22 protein-coding genes and 1 pseudogene are annotated in these 20,033 nt (G+C 62.8%); 7 read left to right on the top strand and 16 right to left on the bottom strand.

Annotation, left to right across the window (positions count from 1 at the left end):
* From WA950_RS03205 to glf, 3 genes and pseudogenes are all read left to right on the top strand, one after another.
* Positions 1 to 593, top strand: a pseudogene (locus WA950_RS03205) (beta strand repeat-containing protein); the annotation flags it as partial.
* 191 nt (positions 594 to 784) lie between these two features.
* Positions 785 to 2,830, top strand: a complete 2,046-nt coding sequence (locus WA950_RS03200) for a glycosyl transferase (protein WP_424550227.1) — start codon at positions 785 to 787, stop codon at positions 2,828 to 2,830.
* Positions 2,831 to 2,844: 14 nt separating this feature from the next.
* Positions 2,845 to 4,002, top strand: coding sequence for a UDP-galactopyranose mutase (gene glf, locus WA950_RS03195; RefSeq protein WP_424550237.1), 1,158 nt, complete (start codon positions 2,845 to 2,847; stop codon positions 4,000 to 4,002).
* Positions 4,003 to 4,071: 69 nt separating this feature from the next.
* Here glf and WA950_RS03190 read toward each other — a convergent pair whose 3' ends face one another.
* The 16 genes from WA950_RS03190 to WA950_RS03115 form a co-directional block, all read right to left on the bottom strand.
* Positions 4,072 to 5,094: a flagellin gene (locus WA950_RS03190; protein WP_424550226.1), complete on the bottom strand. Its 1,023-nt coding sequence runs from the start codon at positions 5,092 to 5,094 to the stop codon at positions 4,072 to 4,074.
* 256 nt (positions 5,095 to 5,350) lie between these two features.
* Entirely contained in the window at positions 5,351 to 6,232 is an 882-nt protein-coding gene (locus WA950_RS03185; protein WP_424550225.1) for a flagellin, read from the bottom strand.
* Between the two features lie 245 nt (positions 6,233 to 6,477).
* Positions 6,478 to 7,224 carry a flagellar type III secretion system pore protein FliP gene (gene fliP / locus WA950_RS03180; RefSeq protein WP_424550224.1) on the bottom strand — a complete coding sequence of 249 codons (747 nt, stop codon included), beginning with the start codon at positions 7,222 to 7,224 and terminating at the stop codon, positions 6,478 to 6,480.
* Positions 7,221 to 7,736 carry a flagellar basal body-associated FliL family protein gene (locus WA950_RS03175; protein ID WP_424550223.1) on the bottom strand — a complete coding sequence of 172 codons (516 nt, stop codon included), beginning with the start codon at positions 7,734 to 7,736 and terminating at the stop codon, positions 7,221 to 7,223. Before WA950_RS03175 ends, fliP begins: the two co-directional genes overlap by 4 nt.
* A gap of 36 nt (positions 7,737 to 7,772) precedes the next feature.
* On the bottom strand, positions 7,773 to 8,486 hold the full coding sequence (gene flgH / locus WA950_RS03170) for a flagellar basal body L-ring protein FlgH (RefSeq protein ID WP_424550222.1): 714 nt from the start codon (positions 8,484 to 8,486) through the stop codon (positions 7,773 to 7,775).
* Positions 8,483 to 9,013, bottom strand: coding sequence for a MotE family protein (locus WA950_RS03165; protein ID WP_424550221.1), 531 nt, complete (start codon positions 9,011 to 9,013; stop codon positions 8,483 to 8,485). Before WA950_RS03165 ends, flgH begins: the two co-directional genes overlap by 4 nt.
* Positions 9,010 to 10,122: a flagellar basal body P-ring protein FlgI gene (locus WA950_RS03160; protein WP_424550236.1), complete on the bottom strand. Its 1,113-nt coding sequence runs from the start codon at positions 10,120 to 10,122 to the stop codon at positions 9,010 to 9,012. Before WA950_RS03160 ends, WA950_RS03165 begins: the two co-directional genes overlap by 4 nt.
* Positions 10,122 to 10,631 (bottom strand): flagellar basal body P-ring formation chaperone FlgA, encoded by a 510-nt coding sequence (gene flgA, locus WA950_RS03155; protein ID WP_424550220.1) that lies wholly within the window; start codon positions 10,629 to 10,631, stop codon positions 10,122 to 10,124. Before flgA ends, WA950_RS03160 begins: the two co-directional genes overlap by 1 nt.
* Before the next feature lie 20 nt (positions 10,632 to 10,651).
* On the bottom strand, positions 10,652 to 11,434 hold the full coding sequence (flgG, locus tag WA950_RS03150) for a flagellar basal-body rod protein FlgG (protein ID WP_424550219.1): 783 nt from the start codon (positions 11,432 to 11,434) through the stop codon (positions 10,652 to 10,654).
* 9 nt (positions 11,435 to 11,443) lie between these two features.
* Entirely contained in the window at positions 11,444 to 11,776 is a 333-nt protein-coding gene (locus tag WA950_RS03145) for a flagellar hook-basal body complex protein FliE (protein ID WP_424550218.1), read from the bottom strand.
* Positions 11,773 to 12,192 carry a flagellar basal body rod protein FlgC gene (gene flgC, locus WA950_RS03140; RefSeq protein ID WP_424550217.1) on the bottom strand — a complete coding sequence of 140 codons (420 nt, stop codon included), beginning with the start codon at positions 12,190 to 12,192 and terminating at the stop codon, positions 11,773 to 11,775. The genes WA950_RS03145 and flgC overlap by 4 nt, the downstream gene beginning before the upstream one ends.
* Before the next feature lie 3 nt (positions 12,193 to 12,195).
* On the bottom strand, positions 12,196 to 12,576 hold the full coding sequence (gene flgB, locus WA950_RS03135; RefSeq protein WP_424550216.1) for a flagellar basal body rod protein FlgB: 381 nt from the start codon (positions 12,574 to 12,576) through the stop codon (positions 12,196 to 12,198).
* Positions 12,577 to 12,772: 196 nt separating this feature from the next.
* On the bottom strand, positions 12,773 to 13,336 hold the full coding sequence (locus WA950_RS03130) for a flagellar protein (protein WP_424550215.1): 564 nt from the start codon (positions 13,334 to 13,336) through the stop codon (positions 12,773 to 12,775).
* Positions 13,333 to 14,724, bottom strand: coding sequence for a flagellar protein export ATPase FliI (gene fliI / locus WA950_RS03125; protein ID WP_424550235.1), 1,392 nt, complete (start codon positions 14,722 to 14,724; stop codon positions 13,333 to 13,335). Before fliI ends, WA950_RS03130 begins: the two co-directional genes overlap by 4 nt.
* A gap of 24 nt (positions 14,725 to 14,748) precedes the next feature.
* Positions 14,749 to 15,474 carry a flagellar basal-body rod protein FlgF gene (flgF, locus tag WA950_RS03120; protein WP_424550214.1) on the bottom strand — a complete coding sequence of 242 codons (726 nt, stop codon included), beginning with the start codon at positions 15,472 to 15,474 and terminating at the stop codon, positions 14,749 to 14,751.
* A 1-nt stretch (position 15,475) separates the two neighbouring features.
* Positions 15,476 to 16,255, bottom strand: a complete 780-nt coding sequence (locus WA950_RS03115; RefSeq protein ID WP_424550213.1) for a DUF1217 domain-containing protein — start codon at positions 16,253 to 16,255, stop codon at positions 15,476 to 15,478.
* A gap of 170 nt (positions 16,256 to 16,425) precedes the next feature.
* Here WA950_RS03115 and motA point away from each other — a divergent pair, with 170 nt between their 5' ends.
* The 4 genes from motA to fliG all read left to right on the top strand — a co-directional run bounded on the left by motA (position 16,426) and on the right by fliG (position 19,968).
* On the top strand, positions 16,426 to 17,304 hold the full coding sequence (motA, locus tag WA950_RS03110) for a flagellar motor stator protein MotA (protein WP_424550212.1): 879 nt from the start codon (positions 16,426 to 16,428) through the stop codon (positions 17,302 to 17,304).
* A gap of 3 nt (positions 17,305 to 17,307) precedes the next feature.
* Entirely contained in the window at positions 17,308 to 18,252 is a 945-nt protein-coding gene (locus tag WA950_RS03105) for a FliM/FliN family flagellar motor switch protein (protein ID WP_424550211.1), read from the top strand.
* Between the two features lie 63 nt (positions 18,253 to 18,315).
* Positions 18,316 to 18,897 carry a flagellar motor switch protein FliN gene (fliN, locus tag WA950_RS03100; RefSeq protein WP_424550210.1) on the top strand — a complete coding sequence of 194 codons (582 nt, stop codon included), beginning with the start codon at positions 18,316 to 18,318 and terminating at the stop codon, positions 18,895 to 18,897.
* A 30-nt stretch (positions 18,898 to 18,927) separates the two neighbouring features.
* Positions 18,928 to 19,968 carry a flagellar motor switch protein FliG gene (gene fliG / locus WA950_RS03095; RefSeq protein WP_424550209.1) on the top strand — a complete coding sequence of 347 codons (1,041 nt, stop codon included), beginning with the start codon at positions 18,928 to 18,930 and terminating at the stop codon, positions 19,966 to 19,968.
* Positions 19,969 to 20,033: the final 65 nt, after the last annotated feature.

Raw genomic sequence — 20,033 nt, 5'->3', positions numbered from 1 at the left:
CCGAACTGGCCCTCTTCACCACTGCTGAAGTGGCTGCCATCAGCGACAAGGTCATCTCCAGCCTGACCACCGCTGCTGTTGCCGGTCTGACGACCGACAAGCTCGCCGCACTGTCCAGCAAGCAGGTTTCCGCACTTTCGGCCGCACAGCTGAACGCGCTGTCCTCCTCGCAGCTGGCCAGCCTCGACGCCACGAAGGTCAAGGCACTGAACGCCAAGCAGCTCTCGGGCCTTGACACCAAGCAGATCGCAGCCCTGGGCACCAGCCAGATCGCTGCCATCGATGCCAAGAACATTGCGGCCCTGAGCACCAAGCAGATTGAGGCGCTGAACTCGACACAGGTCGCAGCCCTGAACAGTGCCCAGATCGCAGCTCTCAGCGCTGCGGCCCTGCAGGCAATGAGCTCGGACGAGATCAAGACCTTCACGACAGACGAAATTGCAGCAATCAGCCTCAAGGCGATTGCCGGACTGGGGACCGACGACATCGGCGCCCTCAACTCCACGCAGGTTCGCGCCCTGAAGGCCGAGCAGATCGCCGCGATGAGCACGAGCCAGGTAGCAGCCGTGATCAAGGCCTACAGCACGGTCTAATCTCTGGTACCAGGCAAACATCCGGCGGCGCGGCTTCAAGCCGCGCCGCTGTCTTTTTGGGAGTTGCCGCAAGGCCTCCCCCCGTGAAAATCGACCAGCCCGACGCAAGTCAACTCCGATAGCAAGGCAGACGAGCTCATCCAGAGTCGTTCAACAGCCCGGCCAGCAGGCCCCCTTGCAGCAGGATGTCCATGACTGTCAGCCCCTCCCCCGTTCCCGATCCGAACGCGCCGCTCCTCCACCTCCTGCTTCGCGCCCGCACGCAGCAGCTCTCGCTCGCCGACCTGTTCCAGACCGCGGAGACCCTGTCCGCTGCCGGCCAGGTGGCGGCGGCGATCGAGCTCTACAAGACCTGGATCGCGTTCAACGACGAGAACCCGCTGCTGCATCTGGCCTATTTCAACTATGCGGTTTCGCTCACCAAGGCCGGTGACGTCGCCGGCACCATGCATGCCCTGCGCGCGGCGGTGCGGCTGAGCCCGCTTTTCGGCCAGGCGCATATCAATCTCGGGCGGACACTCGAAGATTGCGGACTGGTCGGACCGGCCGTGCAGCAGTGGCGCACCTTCATCGAAGCGACGGCGGAAGTCACGCCTGACAGGATCAGCAACCGGCTGCTCAGCCTCCAGCATATCGGCCGCGTGCTCGAAGGCACCAGCCAGCTCGAAGAGGCCGAGGCCGCGCTCTGGCAGGCGATGGAGCTGCAGCCCTCGCGCCCGGAAGCCGCCCAGCACTGGATCTCGCTGCGCATGCGCCAATGCAAGTGGCCCGTCGTCACGCCCTCGACGCACCTCACGACGCGCCACTTCATGGACGCAATGTCCTCCATGACGATCGCATGCTACGTGGACGACCCGCTGTTCCACATGGCGAAGGCCCACCGTTATTGCCAGCGGACCGTCGGACGACCGGGCGACCTTGCTGCCTTCGAGCGCAAGCCCGTGCGGCAGAAAACGGGGAGCGGACAGCGCCTGCGCGTCGGTTACGTTTCATCCGACCTGCGCCAGCACGCGGTTGGCTTCGCGCTCAGCGAAGTGCTCGAACTGCACGACAAGTCGAATGTCGAAATCTTCGCCTATTACTGCGGCGACCCGGCCCCGATCGACCCGACGCAGGCACGCATCAAGGAAGCCGTCGATCATTGGCGTGACATTGCCGGGCTCAGCGATATCGACGCCGCCCGGCAGATTCTGGCGGACGAAATCGACGTGCTGATCGACGTCAACGGCTATACGAAGCACGCCCGCACGAAGATCTTCGCCTATCGACCCGCGCCGGTCATCGTGAATTTCTGCGGCTATCCCGGCACTCTGGCGAGCCCGTACCATCAGTACATGATCGCCGATGCAACGATCGTGCCGCCGGAAAACGAACTCTACTACACGGAAAAGGTCCTGCACATCGCCTGCAACCAGCCGGTGGATCGCAAGCGTGCGGTAAACCCGCGCCCCACCCGCGCGGATGTCGGCCTGCCGGAAGACGCCTTCGTCTATGCCAGCTTCAACGGCATGCAGAAGATCAACGCCTCCTGCTTTATCCGCTGGCTGGGCATCCTCACCGCAACGCCGGGCAGCGTTCTCTGGCTGCTGGCCGGTGACGACAGCGTCAACGAGCGCCTGCGCAAGATGGCGGAAGAGGCCGGCGTCGCGCCCGAACGGCTGATCTTCGCCGGCAAGACGATGAACCCCGATCATCTCGCCCGGATCGGGCTTGCCGATCTGTTCCTCGACACCTTCCCCTACGGCGCGCATTCCACCGCGGCCGATGCAATCACGCAGGGCCTGCCGGTGCTGACCATCGCGGGCAAGAGCTTCGCATCGCGCTTCTGCGCCAGCATCGTGACGGCGGCCGGCATTCCCGAGCTGATCTGCAACGGCCCGGACGAATATGTCCGCAAGGCCGTCGAATTCGCGCGGCACCCGGCAAGCCTCAAGGCGGTGCGCGAAACGCTCCAGCGCCAGCGCGAAACGTGCGCGCTGCGTGATATGCCCGGCCTCGCCCGCCGCCTCGAGGAACTGTTCTGGCAAATGCAGGGCGATGCGGAACGCGGCGAGACGCCCGTGCCGGACCTGCGCAACCTCGACATCTACTACGAGATCGGCACCGAGCTTGCGGCGGCCGGTATCGAATTCGAGGACGACGAGACCTATCGCGCCCGCTACCGGGCGGAGCTTGCAGCGCTCAACGACTTCTCACCGCTCTCGCCCGATGCTCGCCTTTGGCCCGCCGGACAGTAAGCAGAGAACGGGACATCATGATGGAAGAAAGAATTCTCATCGTCGGCGCCGGGCTTTCCGGCGCCGTCATCGGCCGCGAACTCGCGCAGCAAGGCCACAAGGTCGAGATCGTCGATTCGCGCACGCATGTTGGCGGCAACTGCCACACGGAGCGGGACGCCGCGACGGGCGTGATGGTGCATGTCTACGGCCCGCACATCTTCCACACGGACGACCGGGAAGTCTGGGATTATGTGAACGATTTCGCGGCCTTCATGCCCTACAAGAATCGCGTGAAGACGACGAGCGGCGGCAAGGTCTATTCGCTGCCGGTCAACCTGCACACGATCAACCAGTTCTTCGGCAAGAGTTTCCGTCCGGACGAGGCCCGCACCTTCCTCGAGGAACAGGCGGACAAGACCATCGCGGATCCGCAAACCTTCGAGGAGCAGGCGCTGCGCTTCGTCGGCGGGGATCTCTACGAGGCCTTCTTCAAGGGCTATACGCAGAAGCAGTGGGGCTGCTCGCCGACGGAGCTGCCCGCATCGATCCTGAAGCGGCTGCCGGTGCGCTTCAACTACGAAGACAACTATTTCTTCCATAAATACCAGGGCATGCCGGCAAACGGCTATACCGAGATGATCGAGCGCATCCTCGACCATCCGAACATCACGGTGAAGCTTGAAGCGGAGTTCCGGCGCGAAGAGATCGCCGGTTTCGATCACGTCTTCTATTCAGGCCCGCTCGACGGCTATTTCGACTACGAGCTTGGCCGCCTCGGCTATCGCACGCTCGATTTCGAGCGTTTCACCTATGAAGGCGACTACCAGGGCTGTGCGGTGATGAACTATGGCGACGTATCGGTGCCCCACACCCGGATCACCGAGCACAAGCATTTCTCCCCCTGGGAAGAGCATGCAGGCTCGGTCTGCTACCGCGAATTCTCGCGGGCCTGCGAGCCGGGCGACATTCCCTACTACCCGATCCGCCTCGTCGAGGAGAAGGCGCAGCTTGCCGACTACGTCGCGCTCGCCGAGCGGGAAACCGGCGTCACCTTCGTCGGGCGGCTTGGCACCTATCGCTACCTCGACATGGACGTGACGATCCGCGAAGCGCTGGACACGGCGCGGCTCTATCTCGCCCGCAGGGCGGAGAATGCAGCCATGTCGACCTTCCTCAACCCGCCGCTCTGAGAAACGACGAAGGCCCCGGTAGAACCGGGGCCTTCGGAAATCCTGGAGGTACTGCCTTCCGGCTTCCGATTAACGGAAGAGCGAGAGGACGCCTTCTGCCGAGGAGTTGGCGATCGACAGCGACTGGATGCCGAGCTGCTGCTGGGTCTGCAGGGCCTTGAGGCGCGTGGACTCTTCGTTCATGTCCGCATCGACGAGACGGCCAATGCCCTTGCTGATCGAGTCGGAGAGCTTGTTGACGAAATCTTCCTGCAGTTCGATGCGGGTCGAGATCGAGCCGAGCTTTGCGCCGGCGCTGGTCATCGCCTGGAGACCGGCATCGACCAGCTTCAGGGCTTCGGCCATGCCGTCGTTTTCCAGCTCGGAAATGTCGAGCGTGTAGATCGACATGCCGGAGACCGTGGTCGCAGCGGCAGCGGGGTTGGCAGGGTCGTCGCCGAAATCGACCAGACCCCAGTTGTCCGCGGTGGTGCCGAGAATGCCCGACGTGCCCGAATCTTCGTAGTCGATGACACCGTCAGTGTCGGCGCCGAAGAGCAGCGAGGCTTCATCCTCACCGGCAGCTGCCGGGACGGTGGCGTTGAGGTTATAGGTGGTGGTCTTTACGGAGACGTTGTTGTTGCTGTCGCGCACGAAGCCCGAAACGACGGTAACGTCGGCTGCGGTCGTCACGGTATCCACGCCGCCGGCGACCCAGTTTTCACCGCTGAAGGAAGCGGATTCGGCAATCGACTTCAGCTGCTCCTGGAGCTGATCGATTTCTTCCTGGACCTTGACCTTGTCAACGCCCTCTTCCGTAGCCGTTACCAGCTTGGCCTTGATTTCCTTGACGACGTCGATTGCGCTTTCCATGGCTGCATAGGCCGTGTCGACCTTGGAGGCGCCAAGGCCCAGGGCGTCCTGTACAGCGGAAAGGGCCAGGTTGTCAGAACGCATCGTGGTCGCGATCGACCAATAGGCGGCGTTGTCGGCAGCGACGCCGACGCGCAGGCCCGTGGACACGCGGCCCTGCGTGGTTTCCATGTCGTTGCCGATGGTGCGCAGCGTCTGGAGAGCGGACATTGCCGCGACGTTGGTCAGAATGCTCGTCATGTTAAAAGTGCCCCTTGAATGGCTGACTGAAGAAGGGACATTCCGGGTTCGCCGGGGCAACGGTGGTCAGCATCATGCCTGCTAACCATTTAAGTTTCTTGGTTAACTCACCGCTTCGATGTCCCGATAAAACCGCATTAAGGTTAAGGAAGTCTTTAGCGCGAAAGAAAAACGAAAAAAGGCCGCCCCCGTTTGCGGGAGCGGCCTTTTTTTGAGGTGGGCGCGGGTCAGCCTCCGCGCTTGCCTCTATCCGTTATTAACGGAACAGCGAGAGGATGTTCTGCGAGTTGGAATTCGCGATCGACAGCGACTGGATGGCCAGCTGCTGCTGCGTCTGCAGCGCCTTGAGGCGGGTCGATTCCTCGTTCATGTCGGCGTCAACGAGACGGCCCAGGCCCTTATCGATGGCGTTGGACAGCTTGGAAGCGAAGTCTTCCTGAAGGCTGATGCGCTTGGACAGCGAGCCGAGGGTCGAACCGACCTTGGACATATCCGTCAGCGCAAGCTCGACGTTGTCGAGGTGAGCAGCAATCTCGGTGGCGCCATCAGCTGCAGCAAGCGTGATGCCAAGGACTTCCTCCAGGATGCCGCCATCGGCGACCGTGCCCGTGCTCGCGTCATAGGCACCGAACAGCGCATTGGTGGTGGCGTCATAGTCCGCGGTCGTAACCTTGACCGTACCATCGCCGCCGCGAACGAAGCCGGTAACGACCGTCGCGTCGCCCGCGCTGCCGTCGAGCCAGTTTTCGCCGTTGAAGGAAGCGCCGGAGCCGATGCTGCGCAGCTGTTCCTGAAGCTGCACGATTTCTTCCTGGACCTTCAGCTTGTCGACGCCTTCTTCCGTCGCGGTGACCAGCTTGGCCTTGATTTCCTTGACGACATCGATGGCGGCTTCGACACCGGCATAAGCCGTGTCAACCTTGGCAGCGCCGAGACCGAGAGCGTCCTGAACGGCGGAAAGAGCAGCGTTGTCCGAACGCATGGTGGTCGCGATCGACCAGTAGGCAGCGTTGTCCTTGGCCGCGCCGACGCGCATGCCTGTCGAAATACGCTCCTGCGTCGTTTCCATGGAGCTGTTGATGGAACGCAGCGTCTGGAGTGCAGACATTGCAGACGAATTGGTGAGAATGCTCGACATTCAAGTTGTCCCTTTGAACGAAATACTGGTGGGGACATACCGGACTGACTACTTACCGGTTACGCGGTTCGGCCTCATGCCAACTCGGCTCCTCCAGAAAACTGAAGGTCACCAAACCCGTCGTGTTGAGCCAAAAGTCGCAGGCAATCCTTGCCAACATCTTAAATTGGCCGGGTGCTTTAGACCGACCGGGCAACAGGGTTAATGGCGGGTAAGAAGGGATGGTTAAGGGGGGATAAAGCGGTCTAGCTGAAGGACCGCACGAGGCTGCCGACGAGGAGATTCCAGCCGTCGATCAGGACGAAGAACAGAATCTTGAAGGGCAGCGAGATCGATGTCGGCGGCAGCATCATCATGCCCATGGCCATGGTGATGGTGGCCACGATCAGGTCGATGACCAGGAAGGGCAGGACGACGAGGAAGCCGATTTCAAAGCCGCGGCGGATTTCCGAGATCATGAAGGCCGGGATCACGACACGCAGGTCCGCAACATCGTTCTCGAACACCTTCTGGCCGCGCTCTTCCGCAAGCGAGATGAAAAGCTCCATGTCCTTGTCGCGGGTATTGGCCACCATGAATGCGCGGAACGGCTCGGCGATGCGCTTGGCGGCTTCCGTCTCGTCGATCTGGTTGGCGATCAGCGGCTCCACGCCGTTCTGCCAGGCGCGGTCGAAGGTCGGCGCCATGACGTAGAAGGTCATGAACAGCGCGAGCGACACGAGGATCATGTTCGACGGCGTGGTGGCAAGTCCCATTCCCGACCGCAGGATCGAGAAGGCGATGACGAAACGCGGAAAGCTCGTCACCATGATCAGGATGCCCGGCGCGACCGAAAGGATCGTGAGCAGCCCGAAGGAACGGATGATCCAGGAGGCGACCGAGCCGTCGACGGGCGCGTTGAGCAAATCGCCCGGCAGCTGCAACTGCTGCTGGGCGTAGGCCACGCCGGTCATCGCCATCATGGCGAAAATGGTCAGAAGGGCTCGAATCATTCGATCACGAAGGTGCGGAACATGACGTTGGTTACGCGTCCTTCGGAGCGAAGGTCAACCCGCTCCTGCAGGTCTTCCCTCAGATATTGGAAGCCGCGCGGCCCCTGGACCTGCTGGAGAGAGACCGTGCGCATGTAGGCCAGAATATCCTGGTGGATTTCCTCGGCGAGAATCACGTCCGGCGTGCCCTTGAACATCAACGCGACTTCGAGGCGCACCCGGTTATCAGAAGGATAGGCAAGGTTGCTGGTGATCGGGTCAAGCATCACGATGCCGTTGGCCTCGGTGGAGATGTGCGGCACCTCCTGCCCCGCTTCACCTGCCGAAGCGTCCTTGCCGCCGGCGGGCGTGGCTTTCGCCACCTCTTCCGCCTTGCTTTCGGCAGGCGGTGGAGCGAGCACGTTGCCGACCAGCCAGCCGCCGCCGCCGGCAAGCAGCGTCAGGACGGCTATGGCCCCGAGGGTGACGACAAGCGAAGGCTTTTTCTCACCGGTTTGTTCTTCGTCCGCCATGGTCTTCTTCCCGAATGATGAAAGGCGCAGGATCGGTCAGATCGGCGAGAGCAGATCGACGGCCTGCTGGCCCCACGGCGGCTGCTGCACTTCGGTCAGGCGGCCACGGCCACCATAGGAAATGCGGGCTTCCGCAATGCGCTCATAGGAAATCTGGTTGTTTGCATCGACATCCTGCGGCCGCACGATGCCGGCGACGTTGAGGATGCGCAGCTCGTGGTTCACGCGGACTTCCTGCGAACCGCTGATCAGCAGGTTGCCGTTCTCGATCACGCCTGTCACGACCCCGGCCACGAGCAGATTCAGCTTTTCCGAGCGCTCCGTCTTGCCGTCGCCCTTCGTGCTGGTCGAGGAACCGAAGCCGAGATCGCCTTCCGCATCGATGCCGCTACCGCCGCCGGTGGAGCCGCTGACGCCGAAGTTGATGCCGCTCTTGTTGGTACGCGACCGGTCGGTCTTGTTGTCGAAGCTGGCGCGGTCGTTGACGCGAATGTTGACGGTCAGGATATCCCCCACCTTGAAGGCGCGCGAGTCCTTGAAGAGCGCCGACTGCTGGTCGCTCCAGATCGAATAGCCGGACGCCGACATGCGCGGCTGCTTCGGGTACATCGCCATCTGCGGCGTTTCGGCATAGTTGAGGCCGCTGCCGATCGGGCTCATCGACGGTGCCCGGCCGATCTCGTTCATGGCCTGGCTGGAGCAGCCCGACACGGCCATCGCGACGACAAGTGCGGAGGCTATCTTTTTCATGACGGATCCTTTGAGGTATTCGGGTCGGTCGCCGAGGCGATGATGTGGGTAAGCGCGGCGGCCTTGTCGGCCGGCATTTCACCCAGAATGGTGCTCGACTGGCGCGGTGGCAGCTTCATGACGATGGCCGAAGCGATCTCCGGATCGAGTTCGGCAAGCTGCGAGGCCGCCGCATCCGGCTTCATCTTGCGGTAGATCTCGACAAGACCCGCTTCGGCGGATTTGAGGAAGTCGTTTCGGCGTTTCAGCCAGTCCTCATATTCGGAGCGCCGGGCTTCCAGTGTCTTGATACGCTCGTCGACGTCCCTCTGCAGGTTTTCCAGTTCCTGCTTCTGCAGGAGGTAGCGCTGGTCGCGCGCCGCATCGGCGATGTTGGTACAGAACTCGCGAACTTCGTCGGCGCTTGCCGTGGTTGTCGAGATGACGGGCCGCTCCTCGGCGAAAGCGCCGGGAATGGCCATCATGACGAAGCCTGCCAGGGGAAGAGCGAGCCTGCGGGCGAGCGTGGAAAGGGTCATGTTCATCATTGCAGCACCAGTTCTGCCTGAAGGGCGCCGGCCGTCTTGATGCTTTGCAGGATGGAGATGATGCCATCCGGCTTGACGCCGATGCTGTTGAGGCCGGAGACGAGCGAGCGCAGGCTTGAACCGTCGAGCACCGCGACATTGCCGCCATCCTCCTGCACGAGAACGTCCGTGCGCGGCTGGACGGCCGTCACGCCCCTTGAGAAGGGCTCCGGCTGAATTACCTCCGGCATCTCGTTGACCTGCACGGTCAGCGTTCCGTAGCTGACCGCGACGGGCGATATCCGCACGTCCTGGCCGATGACGATCGTGCCCGTGCGCTCATTGATCACGACGCGTGCCGGCACGTCCGTCTCGACGACGAGGTTCTCGATGTCGGCCATCAGGCGGGCGAGATCCGCCATCTTCGGCTTGGCGATATAGACCGACTGGGAATCACGCGATTCGGCGATCGGGGCGCCGTACTGGGCGGCAGCATAGCGGTTGATCGCGTCGGCCATGCCGACGGCGGTCGAGAAATCCGGGTTTCGAAGCTGCAGCACGAGATCGGATGCATCCTTGAAGCGCGAGGGCAGCTCGCGCTCGATGATCGCGCCATTCGGCACACGGCCGGCGGTCGTCACGCCCTGCTGCACGGTCGCCGCCTCGCCGCCGGCGCTGATGCCGGTGACGACGATGGAGCCCTGGGCAACGGCATAGATCTGGCCGTCCGCGCCGGAAAGCGAGGTCATGACGAGTGTGCCGCCACGAAGCGAGGTCGCGTCGCCGAGCGAGCCGACCGTCACGTCGATGCGGCTGCCGGGACTGGCGAAGGGCGGCAGGTTCGCCGTGACGAGAACGGCAGCGATGTTCTTTGCGCGCGTCTGCGTGCCGACCATCGAGATGCCGAGGTTCTGCAGCATCGCCCGCATGGACTGCTCGGTGAAGGGCGAGGAACGCATGCTGTCGCCGGTGCCCTGGAGACCGACGACAAGACCGTATCCGATAAGCTGGTTTTCGCGGCCAGCCTGCAAGGACGCCACGTCCTTGATGCGTGCAGCCGGCAGCGCCGGGCCTGCCGCAAGCAGCAGGCAGGCGATGAAGGCCGCAACGCGGCCAATGAGGGTCTGCATCATTTCGCCACCACGTGTACGGTTCCATCCGCCATGACCGTGCCGGACACGATCACGCCCGAATCCTTGTTGCGGACCTTGATGAGTTCGCCGACGGACCCGTCCTGCAAGGGCGTCCCGGCGGCGCGAAGCACCACCAGGCCGCTGTCGAAGACGAGCTGGACGCTCGTGCCGCGGGAGACGGCAAAGGGCTCGCGCAATGCGGAAACGAGGATGACCCGGCCCGGAAGCAGCGTGCGCTTGGTTATCATTCCGCTCACCGCGCCTATGTCCTGCGCGTAACCCTTCACGATGTTCGGGTTGGTGACCTCAACCTCTTCGAGCTGGCCCGCGTCGATCTCCTCGCCGGGATAGATGATGCGCTTGGGCACGACGGCGGTGCGCGCGTCGGCCAGGGCGGCATCGGCAAGGAGAAGGCCGGCAAGCACCGCGGGTACGGCAAGGGCCGCACGCCGCAGGGCCCAAAGGGCCTTTCCAGTACGAAGAGCTGCTATCAGGCGAAACATCATGTTCCCCGCATGTCCGGTTACTATCTGAGGTTCTTGCTGACCACCGCCGCCATTTCGTCTGCAGCCTGGATGATCTTCGAATTCATCTCGTAAGCACGCTGTGCGGAGATCAGGTCGGTGATTTCCTTGACCGGATCGACGTTGGAAGCTTCGAGGTAGTTCTGCTGGATATAGGCAAAGCCCGCTTCGTCCGGCGCGCCGACATTGGCCGGGCCGGAAGCCGCGGTTTCGCGGTAGAGGTTTTCGCCGAGCGGCTCGAGACCTGCTTCGTTGACGAAGTTCGCCAGCGTGATCTGCCCGAGTTCCTGCTGCTCTCCGCCGACGGTCGCAAAGACCTGGCCGGACTTGGTGACGTTGACCTCGGTCGCATCAATCGGGACGTTGATGCCCGGAACCACGGTATAGCCGTCGAGCGTGACGAGCTGGCCGTCGGCATTGGTGTTGAAGGCGCCCGCCCGGGTATAGAGCGTGGTGCCGTCCGCCGCCTCGATCTGGAACCAGCCGCGACCGATCAACGCCATGTCGAAGGAGTTGCCGGTGGAAACGAGGCCGCCCTGAAGGTGCAGGTTGCGCACGGCGGCGGTTTTGACGCCGAGGCCGATGATCGCGCCTTCCGGCACGACCGCCTGGTTGGCGCGGTTCGGCACGCCCGCAGCGCGCTCGGTCTGGTAGAGCAAGTCGGAGAACTCGGCGCGGGCGCGCTTGAAGCCGGTCGTGTTGATGTTCGCGATGTTGTTCGCGATGACTTCAAGGTTGGTCTGCTGCGCGTTCATGCCGGTAGCGGCAATGGCAAGGGCTTTCATGTCCGGTCCTCAGATCTGCATTCTGGCTACTTCGAGATAGGCGGTGACGACCTTGTCGCGGATGGCGATCGCGGTCTGCAGCGTCTGCTCGGCGTTCATGACGGCGTCGACCACTTCGCGGGTCGTCGCCTTGCCCTGGATGGCTTCAAAAGACTTGGTTTCACCGAGCTTGATCGAGTTGGCCATCTCGGTCGCCATGTCGCCCATCACCTGGGCGAAGGACATCTGGCCGCCCGTTGCCTGCGCGGCGGCGCCGGACACGGCATTGGAGGTTCCCGTCTCGATGCCGGTCAGCGCGCCGTTGGAGAAGAGGGAATTTACGCCCTTTATGCTTTCGATCATTGCGATGCCCTCAGGAGGTCGATCGTCGCGCTGATCAGGTCGCGCGACTGCTTGATGCTCTGCAGGTTGGCCTCATACGAGCGGTTGGCTTCACGCATGTCGGCCATTTCGATGAGCACGTTGACGTTCGGAATCTTGACGAAACCCTTTTCGTCGGCCGCCGGGTTGCCCGGGTCGTATTCGGTCGAGAAGGCGCCTTCATCGAAACCCAGACGTTCGACTTCGACGAGCGACGCGTTGGTGGCGCGGTCAAGCTCGGCGGCGAACGTTACCGTCTTGCGGCGAAAGGGATCGGCACCGGGCGTATCGCCGGTGGAACGGGCGTTTGCGAGGTTTTCCGAAACGATGCGAATACGGGTGGACTGCGCCTCTAGTCCCGAGGCCGCGACTTTCAGTGAAGCTACGAGCGGATCCATTTTTTACCTTCTGACTGTCATCAGCATCATGCGATGAAAGGCCTTTACGAGGCCGGCATTCAGGTCGAACTCACGCTTGACCTGGCCTTCCTTCATGAGTTCTTCGGCAAGGCCGACCGTGTTGCCGGACTCCTGCACGCCGACCTCTTCGTTGGGCCTCGTCTCGATGACGCGGCTTGCCATTTCGGTTTCGGTGAAATGGCCCGGCCGCGTCGCTGCCATGCGAATGGCCGTCGTTTCGAGCACCGACTGGAAGGGAGTGACGTCCTTCGCCTTGAACCCGGGGGTGTTGGCGTTGGCAATGTTGCCTGCAACCACACTCTGGCGAATTGAGAGCCATTCGGCCTGTTTCGATGCCAGTTCGAACAGTTGTATCGGTTGCATGACAAGCTCCATCCTTGTTCACAGCGAACCTACGGAGCCAATCTTGCGTGGGACTTGCACCATGGGCGATACGCCTGCAAGTCACTGAATTTCCGGGAAAAGAAAATGCTCCAGCTGCTTTTCACAGCGAGCGGCCAGCCGGCTGCCAAAGGGCAGCCTGGCCGAATCGGCGGCGGGCGTATGCCCGCCCGCCAGGTCAGTTGCGCTCGATCACGTTGCCGTTCGAGGTGACGATCACCCAGGCGCCGTCGCGCTGTTCCAGCGTGGCGAGGCGGCTGTTGTCCGGCAGGATCGATCCGACGCGCACGATATACATGCCGCGGGCATCCTCGATCAGTGCCCGGCCATTCGCCACATGCATAAGCCGGAAGCCGGAGCCCAGCGGCAGCGGCTGGGTGAGACCGGTTTCCACCGGCGCACCGAGCTTCTTCTCCGCGCCAAGGCCCGATGTCGTGGCGGTGGCGACCGGATCGACACTCTCCAGCGCCGGTTCGTTGTCATCATCGACCATGGCGGCGGGCGAGACACTCACCACTTCCTTGCCCGCCGTTTCCGGCAGGTTGCGGGTCTTGCCCTCCCACAGGGTCGGCACCGAGAATTTTGCCGGGTTCAGGAAGACATACCAGGGAAAGAAAGCGGCGCCCGCCGCAAGCATCACGCCTGCGCTGACAAGAATCTTGTCACCCGTGCTGTAGCGCGTCCGGTCCGATCGGCGGAGCGGCTGGATGGTTTCGTCTGCATCGAAATCAGTCACTGTCATCCCCTTCGCACTGCCGGTGCACCGCCCTGCGCGGCCGCGTTTCTCAGCGCGATCGCAAGATCGGAGAATGCGTCACCGGCGGGGTCCTCGCCCGGCGTCTGTTTCAGAACCTCGTAGATGATCGGCACCTGCTTGATCGCCATATCGAGATCCGGATCGCCGCCCGGGCGATAGCCGCCGATGAGGCGAAGATCGCGCGTTTCCTCGAAACGGTGCATGAGCGATTTCAGCCGCGACACCAGCTTCTCCTGATCCGGCGTCCAGGCCTTGCGGGCAAGTCGCGAGATCGAGGCGAGCGGATTGATCGGCGGATAGCGCCCTTCTTCCGCAAGGCTGCGTTCCATCACGATATGGCCGTCCAGGATGCCGCGCGTGGAGTCGGCGATCGGGTCGTTGTGGTTGTCGCCGTCGACGAGGATCGAGATGATCGCGGTGATCGTCCCGGCGCCTTCCGCGCCCGGCCCTGCCCGCTCGAGAAGACGCGGCAGCTCGGTGAAGACAGAGGCCGGGTAGCCGCGCGCGATCGGCGGCTCGCCGGAGGCGGTCGCGACCTCGCGGATGGCATGGGCGAACCGCGTCACGCTGTCGATGATCAGCAGCACGTTGTCGCCCTGGTCGCGGTAGTGTTCGGCGATCGTGACGGCCGTCAAAGGCGCCATCTTGCGCAGCATCGGGCTTTCGTCGCTGGTCGCCACCACCGCAACAGACTTGGCAAGGTTGTCGCCGAGCGTATCCTCGATGAATTCGCGCACTTCGCGGCCGCGCTCGCCGACGAGGGCGATCACCACCTTGTCGAAGGCATCCGCCCGCGCAAGCATCGACAGCAGCGTCGACTTGCCGACGCCGGAACCGGCGAAAATGCCGAGACGCTGGCCAAGGCAAAGCGGCGTGAAGATATCGATCGCGCGCACGCCGGTGTTGAACCCCGTCTCGACGCGCCTGCGCGTCATGGAGGGCGGGGCGGAATTGGAGATGGACCGGCGCACGTCGCCCTGCGCAAGCGAGCCGAGCCCGTCGATCGGCTCGCCGAGCGCATTGATCGTGCGGCCGCACCAGGAGGATGTCGGCGCGATCCTGAAGGCGCCCTTGCGAATGACCGTGTCGTGGATGCCGATCGGCTCGCCCGGTTCGATCGGGCAGACGACGACCGTCTCCGGCTCGACGCGGACGACCTCCCCGAGATGGATACCCGTGGCGCTCTTGTGCGCCACGAATTCACCGAGCCGCACATGCCGCGAGAGGCCGCTGACCGTGTAGTTGCCGGCCGCGATCGTCTGGACATGGCCGCCATGGGTGACCGAGAATTCGGGCGAGGAATAGCGCCGCACCAGCCCCGCCAGGGCATTCAGCATGCGCCCGCCTTCGGGTGTCGATCTTCCGCCGTTCATCGTGCCGCTTGCCGTCATGAGCGCTTACCGGTTCCCGCCGAAGGTGCGGATGGCTTCCTTCAGGGAATCCTCGCTGCCGCGCATGAGAGCCGCGATGTTCTCGAAGGCGCGGGTGACCTGGATGAGCTGGGTCATCTCGCCGATGGCGTTGACGTTCGATTCCTCCACATAGCCCTGCATGACGCCGGCATCGACCCGGTCGACGATGGGCTGCGGCGCAAGCGTGGGAATGATGCCGCTGTTGCCGGCGCGCACGAAGCCGCCGGACAGGTCCGCCTCGAAGATGCCGAGGGCCGCCACGGGCCGGCCGTTCTGGTTGAGCTGGCCATCGGCGCTGAGCATGATCGGACCGCCATTGGCATCGATCTGGATCGGACCGCCGCCGGCATCGAGGACCGGATAGCCGTTCACCGTCACCAGCTCTCCCGCATCCGTCAGGGTGAAGCGGCCGTCGCGGGTGAGCGTCGGGCCGGAGGGTGTTTCAACCTGGAACCAGGCTTCACCCTTGATTGCGAAATCGAGCGTGCCGCCGGTCTGGGTAAGGCCGCCGTTGCGCGTCGAGATGAACTCCTTGCCTTGCGAGACGAAGGCGACGTCGGCAGTCTTCTGGTCGCTGATGACCTGGTTGAACTTGACTTCCGTGGCGCGGAAACCGACCGTCGACGAGTTCGCGACATTGTCGGCCAGCGTCGCCATGCGGCGATCAAGTGCAAGCTGGGACGAAAGCGATACATAGAGCCCGGTCTGCATCTCAGCGACCTCCAAGTTTCAGGTTATTGATGGAAATGAGCAGGTCCGTCGAAATGCCGGTGAGGCTTGACGGCTGGAAGGCGGCCAGCGGATCGTAGCTCCCGGAAGGATTTTCGAGCTCCCACATCGCGGTGAAGCGCTCGAGGAACGTGCCGACCTTCAAGGGGTCCTTGAAATCCTCGAGATTCAGCATCTCTTCGTAGTAGGCCGCCTGCCGGTCGATATCGGTGGAGGCGAATTCCGCTGGAAGCTGGAGCGCCGTGCGCACGACCTGCGCCAGCGCATCATCGGCGATGATGGAATAGCCGGAGGTCACGGTGGAGGCCATGCGCTCGAAATAGAGCGCCAGGCGCACGCCCGTATTGTCCTCGCCGACGCTGACTTCCAGCGTCTGGCGGGTATACTTGTCGACGACGCCCTTCTGGGCGCGCTCGAAGGTGGTGGCAAGCTCCCCGTGGCGGGCGAAATTCAGCGCTTCCGCCAGTTCCTTGTAGCGCGTGTCGCTGAGCTGGTTGGCAAAAGCATCCTTGTCGTCGATGCCTTCCGTCAGCACCTTGCGCATGAAGGCTTTGGCATAGGCCATGTCCTCCAGCCCGTGCGCCTTCATCGCATAGTTGTAGAGCCGGCTGTCAGCGAAGAACTCGTCGACCGATTTTATGCTGCCGATCGTGGCGAGATAATATTCCGTCTCGCGCTTGACGTCCGGCTGCTCCGAAACGCGCTTCAGCGACGTCTGGAGGTCGGAGGAAATCAGCTTGTAGCTCGTATGGGTGGTGGTCACGATGGTCGCCGATCAGGTTCAAGAAGACAGGGTTGCCCGTTTTGAAACTTGATCCTGCGGGATTTTGCTTGCGCGAACCTGATCCGCAAACCCGCCACCAGGTACAGCCTCACGCAAGGCTGGAACCGTATTTCCGGAACGGTCAGAATTGTGTCGGGACACCTGCGCTCATGAACATCATTATCGGTCTCATCGTTACCGTCGGCTCCGTCTTGGGCGGCTTCATGGCCATGGGCGGGCACATCGAAGTGCTCAACCAGCCATTCGAACTGCTGATCATCGGCGGCGCCGGCGTCGGCGGCTTCATCGTGGCGAACACGATGAAGGTGATCAAGGAAACTGGAAAGGCGCTCGGCGAGGCGTTCCGGCACAAGGTGCCGAAGGAGCGCGAATATCTCGATACGCTCGGCGTTCTCTACAGCCTGATGCGGGACCTGCGCACGAAATCGCGCAACGAGATCGAAGCGCACATCGACAATCCGGAAGAATCCACGATCTTCCAGTCCGCGCCGACCGTGCTGGCCAACAAGGAGCTGACCGCCTTCATCTGCGACTACGTCCGCCTCATCATCATCGGCAATGCCCGCTCGCACGAGATCGAGGCGCTGATGGACGAGGAAATCCAGACGATCACGCGCGACAAGATGAAGCCCTACCATGCGCTCTCGACCATGAGCGACGCCTTCCCGGCCATCGGCATCGTCGCCGCCGTTCTCGGCGTCATCAAGGCCATGAGCAAGATCAACGAATCGCCGGAAGTTCTCGGCGGCCTGATCGGCTCGGCCCTCGTCGGCACCATGCTCGGGGTCTTCCTGTCCTATTCGGTCGCCAGCCCGATCACCGCCAATATCAAGGTGGTGCGCGAAAAGCAGAACCGCCTTTACGTCATCGTCAAGCAGACGCTGCTGGCCTACATGAACGGCTCGGTTCCGCAGGTCGCGCTGGAATACGGCCGTAAGACCATCTCCTCCTACGAGCGTCCCTCGATCGACGCGGTGGAGCAGGAAATGATGAATCCGGGCGGCGGCAGCGATTCGAAGGCGGCCTGACACATGAGCGCAGCAAGCTTGACCTCCGTTCCCACCATCGATCCGATCGTCCTGGCGCGCCTCACTGGCAAGCTCGGCGACGAGGCTACCGTCTCCAGGCTTTGCGCCAGCCTCGGCGAGGTCTTTTCCGAATTCCTGCCCGGCATGCTGGAAAGCGAACTCGGCTTCGAGGTCGCCGTATCCTATGCCGGCTTCGAGACCGGCCGCTACGGCGCGCTTGTTTCCGAACTCGGCGGCGGGATGGCCTGCTGCGATGCAGCGCTGCGCGACTGGTGCGAGCGTTTCACGCTCATCTGCGACAGCCCGTTGATCATCACGCTCGTCGAGAACATGCTCGGGGCCGCCGGCGATTCGATCGAAGCCCCGCCCGCCCGCACGCTCTCCAAGATCGAACTCGACCTCGCGGCCATGATGTTCGACCGGATCTCCGGCGTGCTGAAGACGGCCGTCACCGGCGCGAACGGCCCTGACCCTCTCCTCGGCCAGGCGCACAACGCCGAGACCCGCAGATCGACGGAAGACGCCAGCGACGAGACCTTCGTCGCCATGGTCAACATGGCCGTCGGCATCGGGCCGGTGCTCGCAACCTTCCACGTCGTCATTCCGCAGGACGTGCTCCTGAAATCGACCATCACCACGCCGAAGCCGGCGAACGCGCCGAAGAGCCGCGACGAGTGGAGCGAGCAGCTCGGCGAGCAGGTGCGCCGCTCCAAGGTGACGCTGGAGGCGCGCATCCGCCTCGAACAGCAGACGCTCGACACCATCAGCCGGCTCCAGGCCGGCGATATCATCCCCTTCAGCGAATCGGGCGACGTGCGCGTCGAGGTCAATGCGAACGGTCGCAACCTCTACCTGTGCGAATTCGGCCGCTCGGGCGCCCGCTACACGGTTCGCGTCAAGGATACCTACGGCTCGGAGGAAGACCTTCTCCAGCACATCATCGGATAGTTTTGCACATGAAGCCTGCGGGGCGGAACGCCTCAGGCAAGTTTCAAATGGAATAGTGGTCTCATGGCACCGAAGAAAACACCCATCGCTGACGACATCATGTCCTCCACCAACGCGGGCGACCAGGAGCTGGAGCAAGCGATCGACGACTTGCGCGGCGTTCTTCAGAAGGACGCGTCGGGCGAGGCCGAAGAAGGCCTTCCGGCAGACGACCCGCTTGCCGCATTTGGCGGCGATTTCGGCAGTTCGGATTTCGGCGGTGGCGCGGCCATGTCGGATTTCGGTGCGGATACCAGCTTCGGCGGGTCGGATTTCGGCGGCAGCGATTTCGACGCCGGCAGTGATTTTTCCGCCGATCTCGGTGAAGCCCCGCGCCCGGGCAGCGCCATGGAGTCCAATCTGGACCTCATCATGGACATCCCGATCGATCTCCAGATCGTTCTGGGCTCGTCGAGAATGCAGGTCTCCAGCCTTATGAACCTCAGTGAAGGCGCCACCATCGCGCTCGACCGCCGCATTGGCGAACCGGTCGAGGTCATGGTCAACGGCCGGGTGATCGGTCGCGGCGAAATCACGGTTCTGGAAAACGACGACACCCGCTTCGGGGTCAAGCTCATCGAAGTGAAGAGTACACGCAAAATCTGAGGCCCGGTTGCGGTCTCAGGGAGATAATCCATGATGGATTTCGAGAATTTCGGCACATCCACGGCGGTTGGAACACCGCTTTCGGCAGTCGAGAAAGCAGCGGCGGTCCTCCTTGCCATGGGCAAGGGTGTCGCCGGCAAGCTGCTGAAGTATTTTACGCAAAGCGAGCTTCAGGCGATCATCGCCGCGGCGCAGAACCTGCGCGCCATCCCGCCGCATGAACTGATCGACCTCGTCAACGAGTTCGAAGACCTCTTCACCGAGGGTGCGGGCCTGATGGACAATGCCAAGATGATGGAAGGCATTCTGGAAGAAGGCCTGACGCCGGACGAGGTGGATGGCCTGCTCGGCCGCCGCGCCGCCTTCCAGGCTTTCGAGACGACGATCTGGGACCGTCTGCAGGACGCCGATCCGGTTTTCGTCGCGACCTTCCTGCTCAAGGAACATCCGCAGACCATCGCCTACATTCTTTCGATGATGCCGTCCTCCTTCGGCGCCAAGGTGCTGCTCGAGATTCCGGACGATCAACGCGCCGACATCATCAACCGCACCGTCAACCTGAAGGATGCGAGCCCCAAGGCGACCGCAATCGTCGAGGCGCGCGTCATCGAAATGATCCATGCACTCGATGCGGACCGCAACTCGGTCGGCTCGAACAAGGTCGCCGACCTCATGAACGAGCTCGAGAAGTCGCAGGTCGACGAAATGCTCGCCTCGCTCGAATCGGTTTCGACCGAATCGGTCAAAAAGGTCCGCCCGAAGATCTTCCTCTTCGAAGACGTGCTCTACATGCCGCAGAGAAGCCGGGTCTCGCTCTTCAACGACGTTTCCGGCGACATCATCACGGCCGCGCTGCGCGGCACGCCGATGGACCTGCGCGAATCGGTCCTCTCCTCGATCGGCGCGCGCCAGCGCCGCATGATCGAATCCGATCTCGCCGCCGGCGACCAGGGCGTCAACCCGCGCGAGGTGGCGATTGCCCGCCGCTCGATCACGCAGGAAGCCATTCGCCTGTCCGCAGCCGGACAAATCCAGTTGAAGGAAAAGGAACAGGAAGCCCGCGCAGCCTGATCCTGCTTGACACGGCAACGCCGCAGGCGGAGCGTATCGACGGCCCGAATCTCCTCAAATGGGAT

This window comes from Shinella sp., assembly GCF_049651085.1.
In the GTDB taxonomy this organism is placed as follows: domain Bacteria; phylum Pseudomonadota; class Alphaproteobacteria; order Rhizobiales; family Rhizobiaceae; genus Shinella.
Note: the sequence above shows the minus strand (reverse complement) of the source record. Positions and strands in the feature narration are given on the sequence as shown.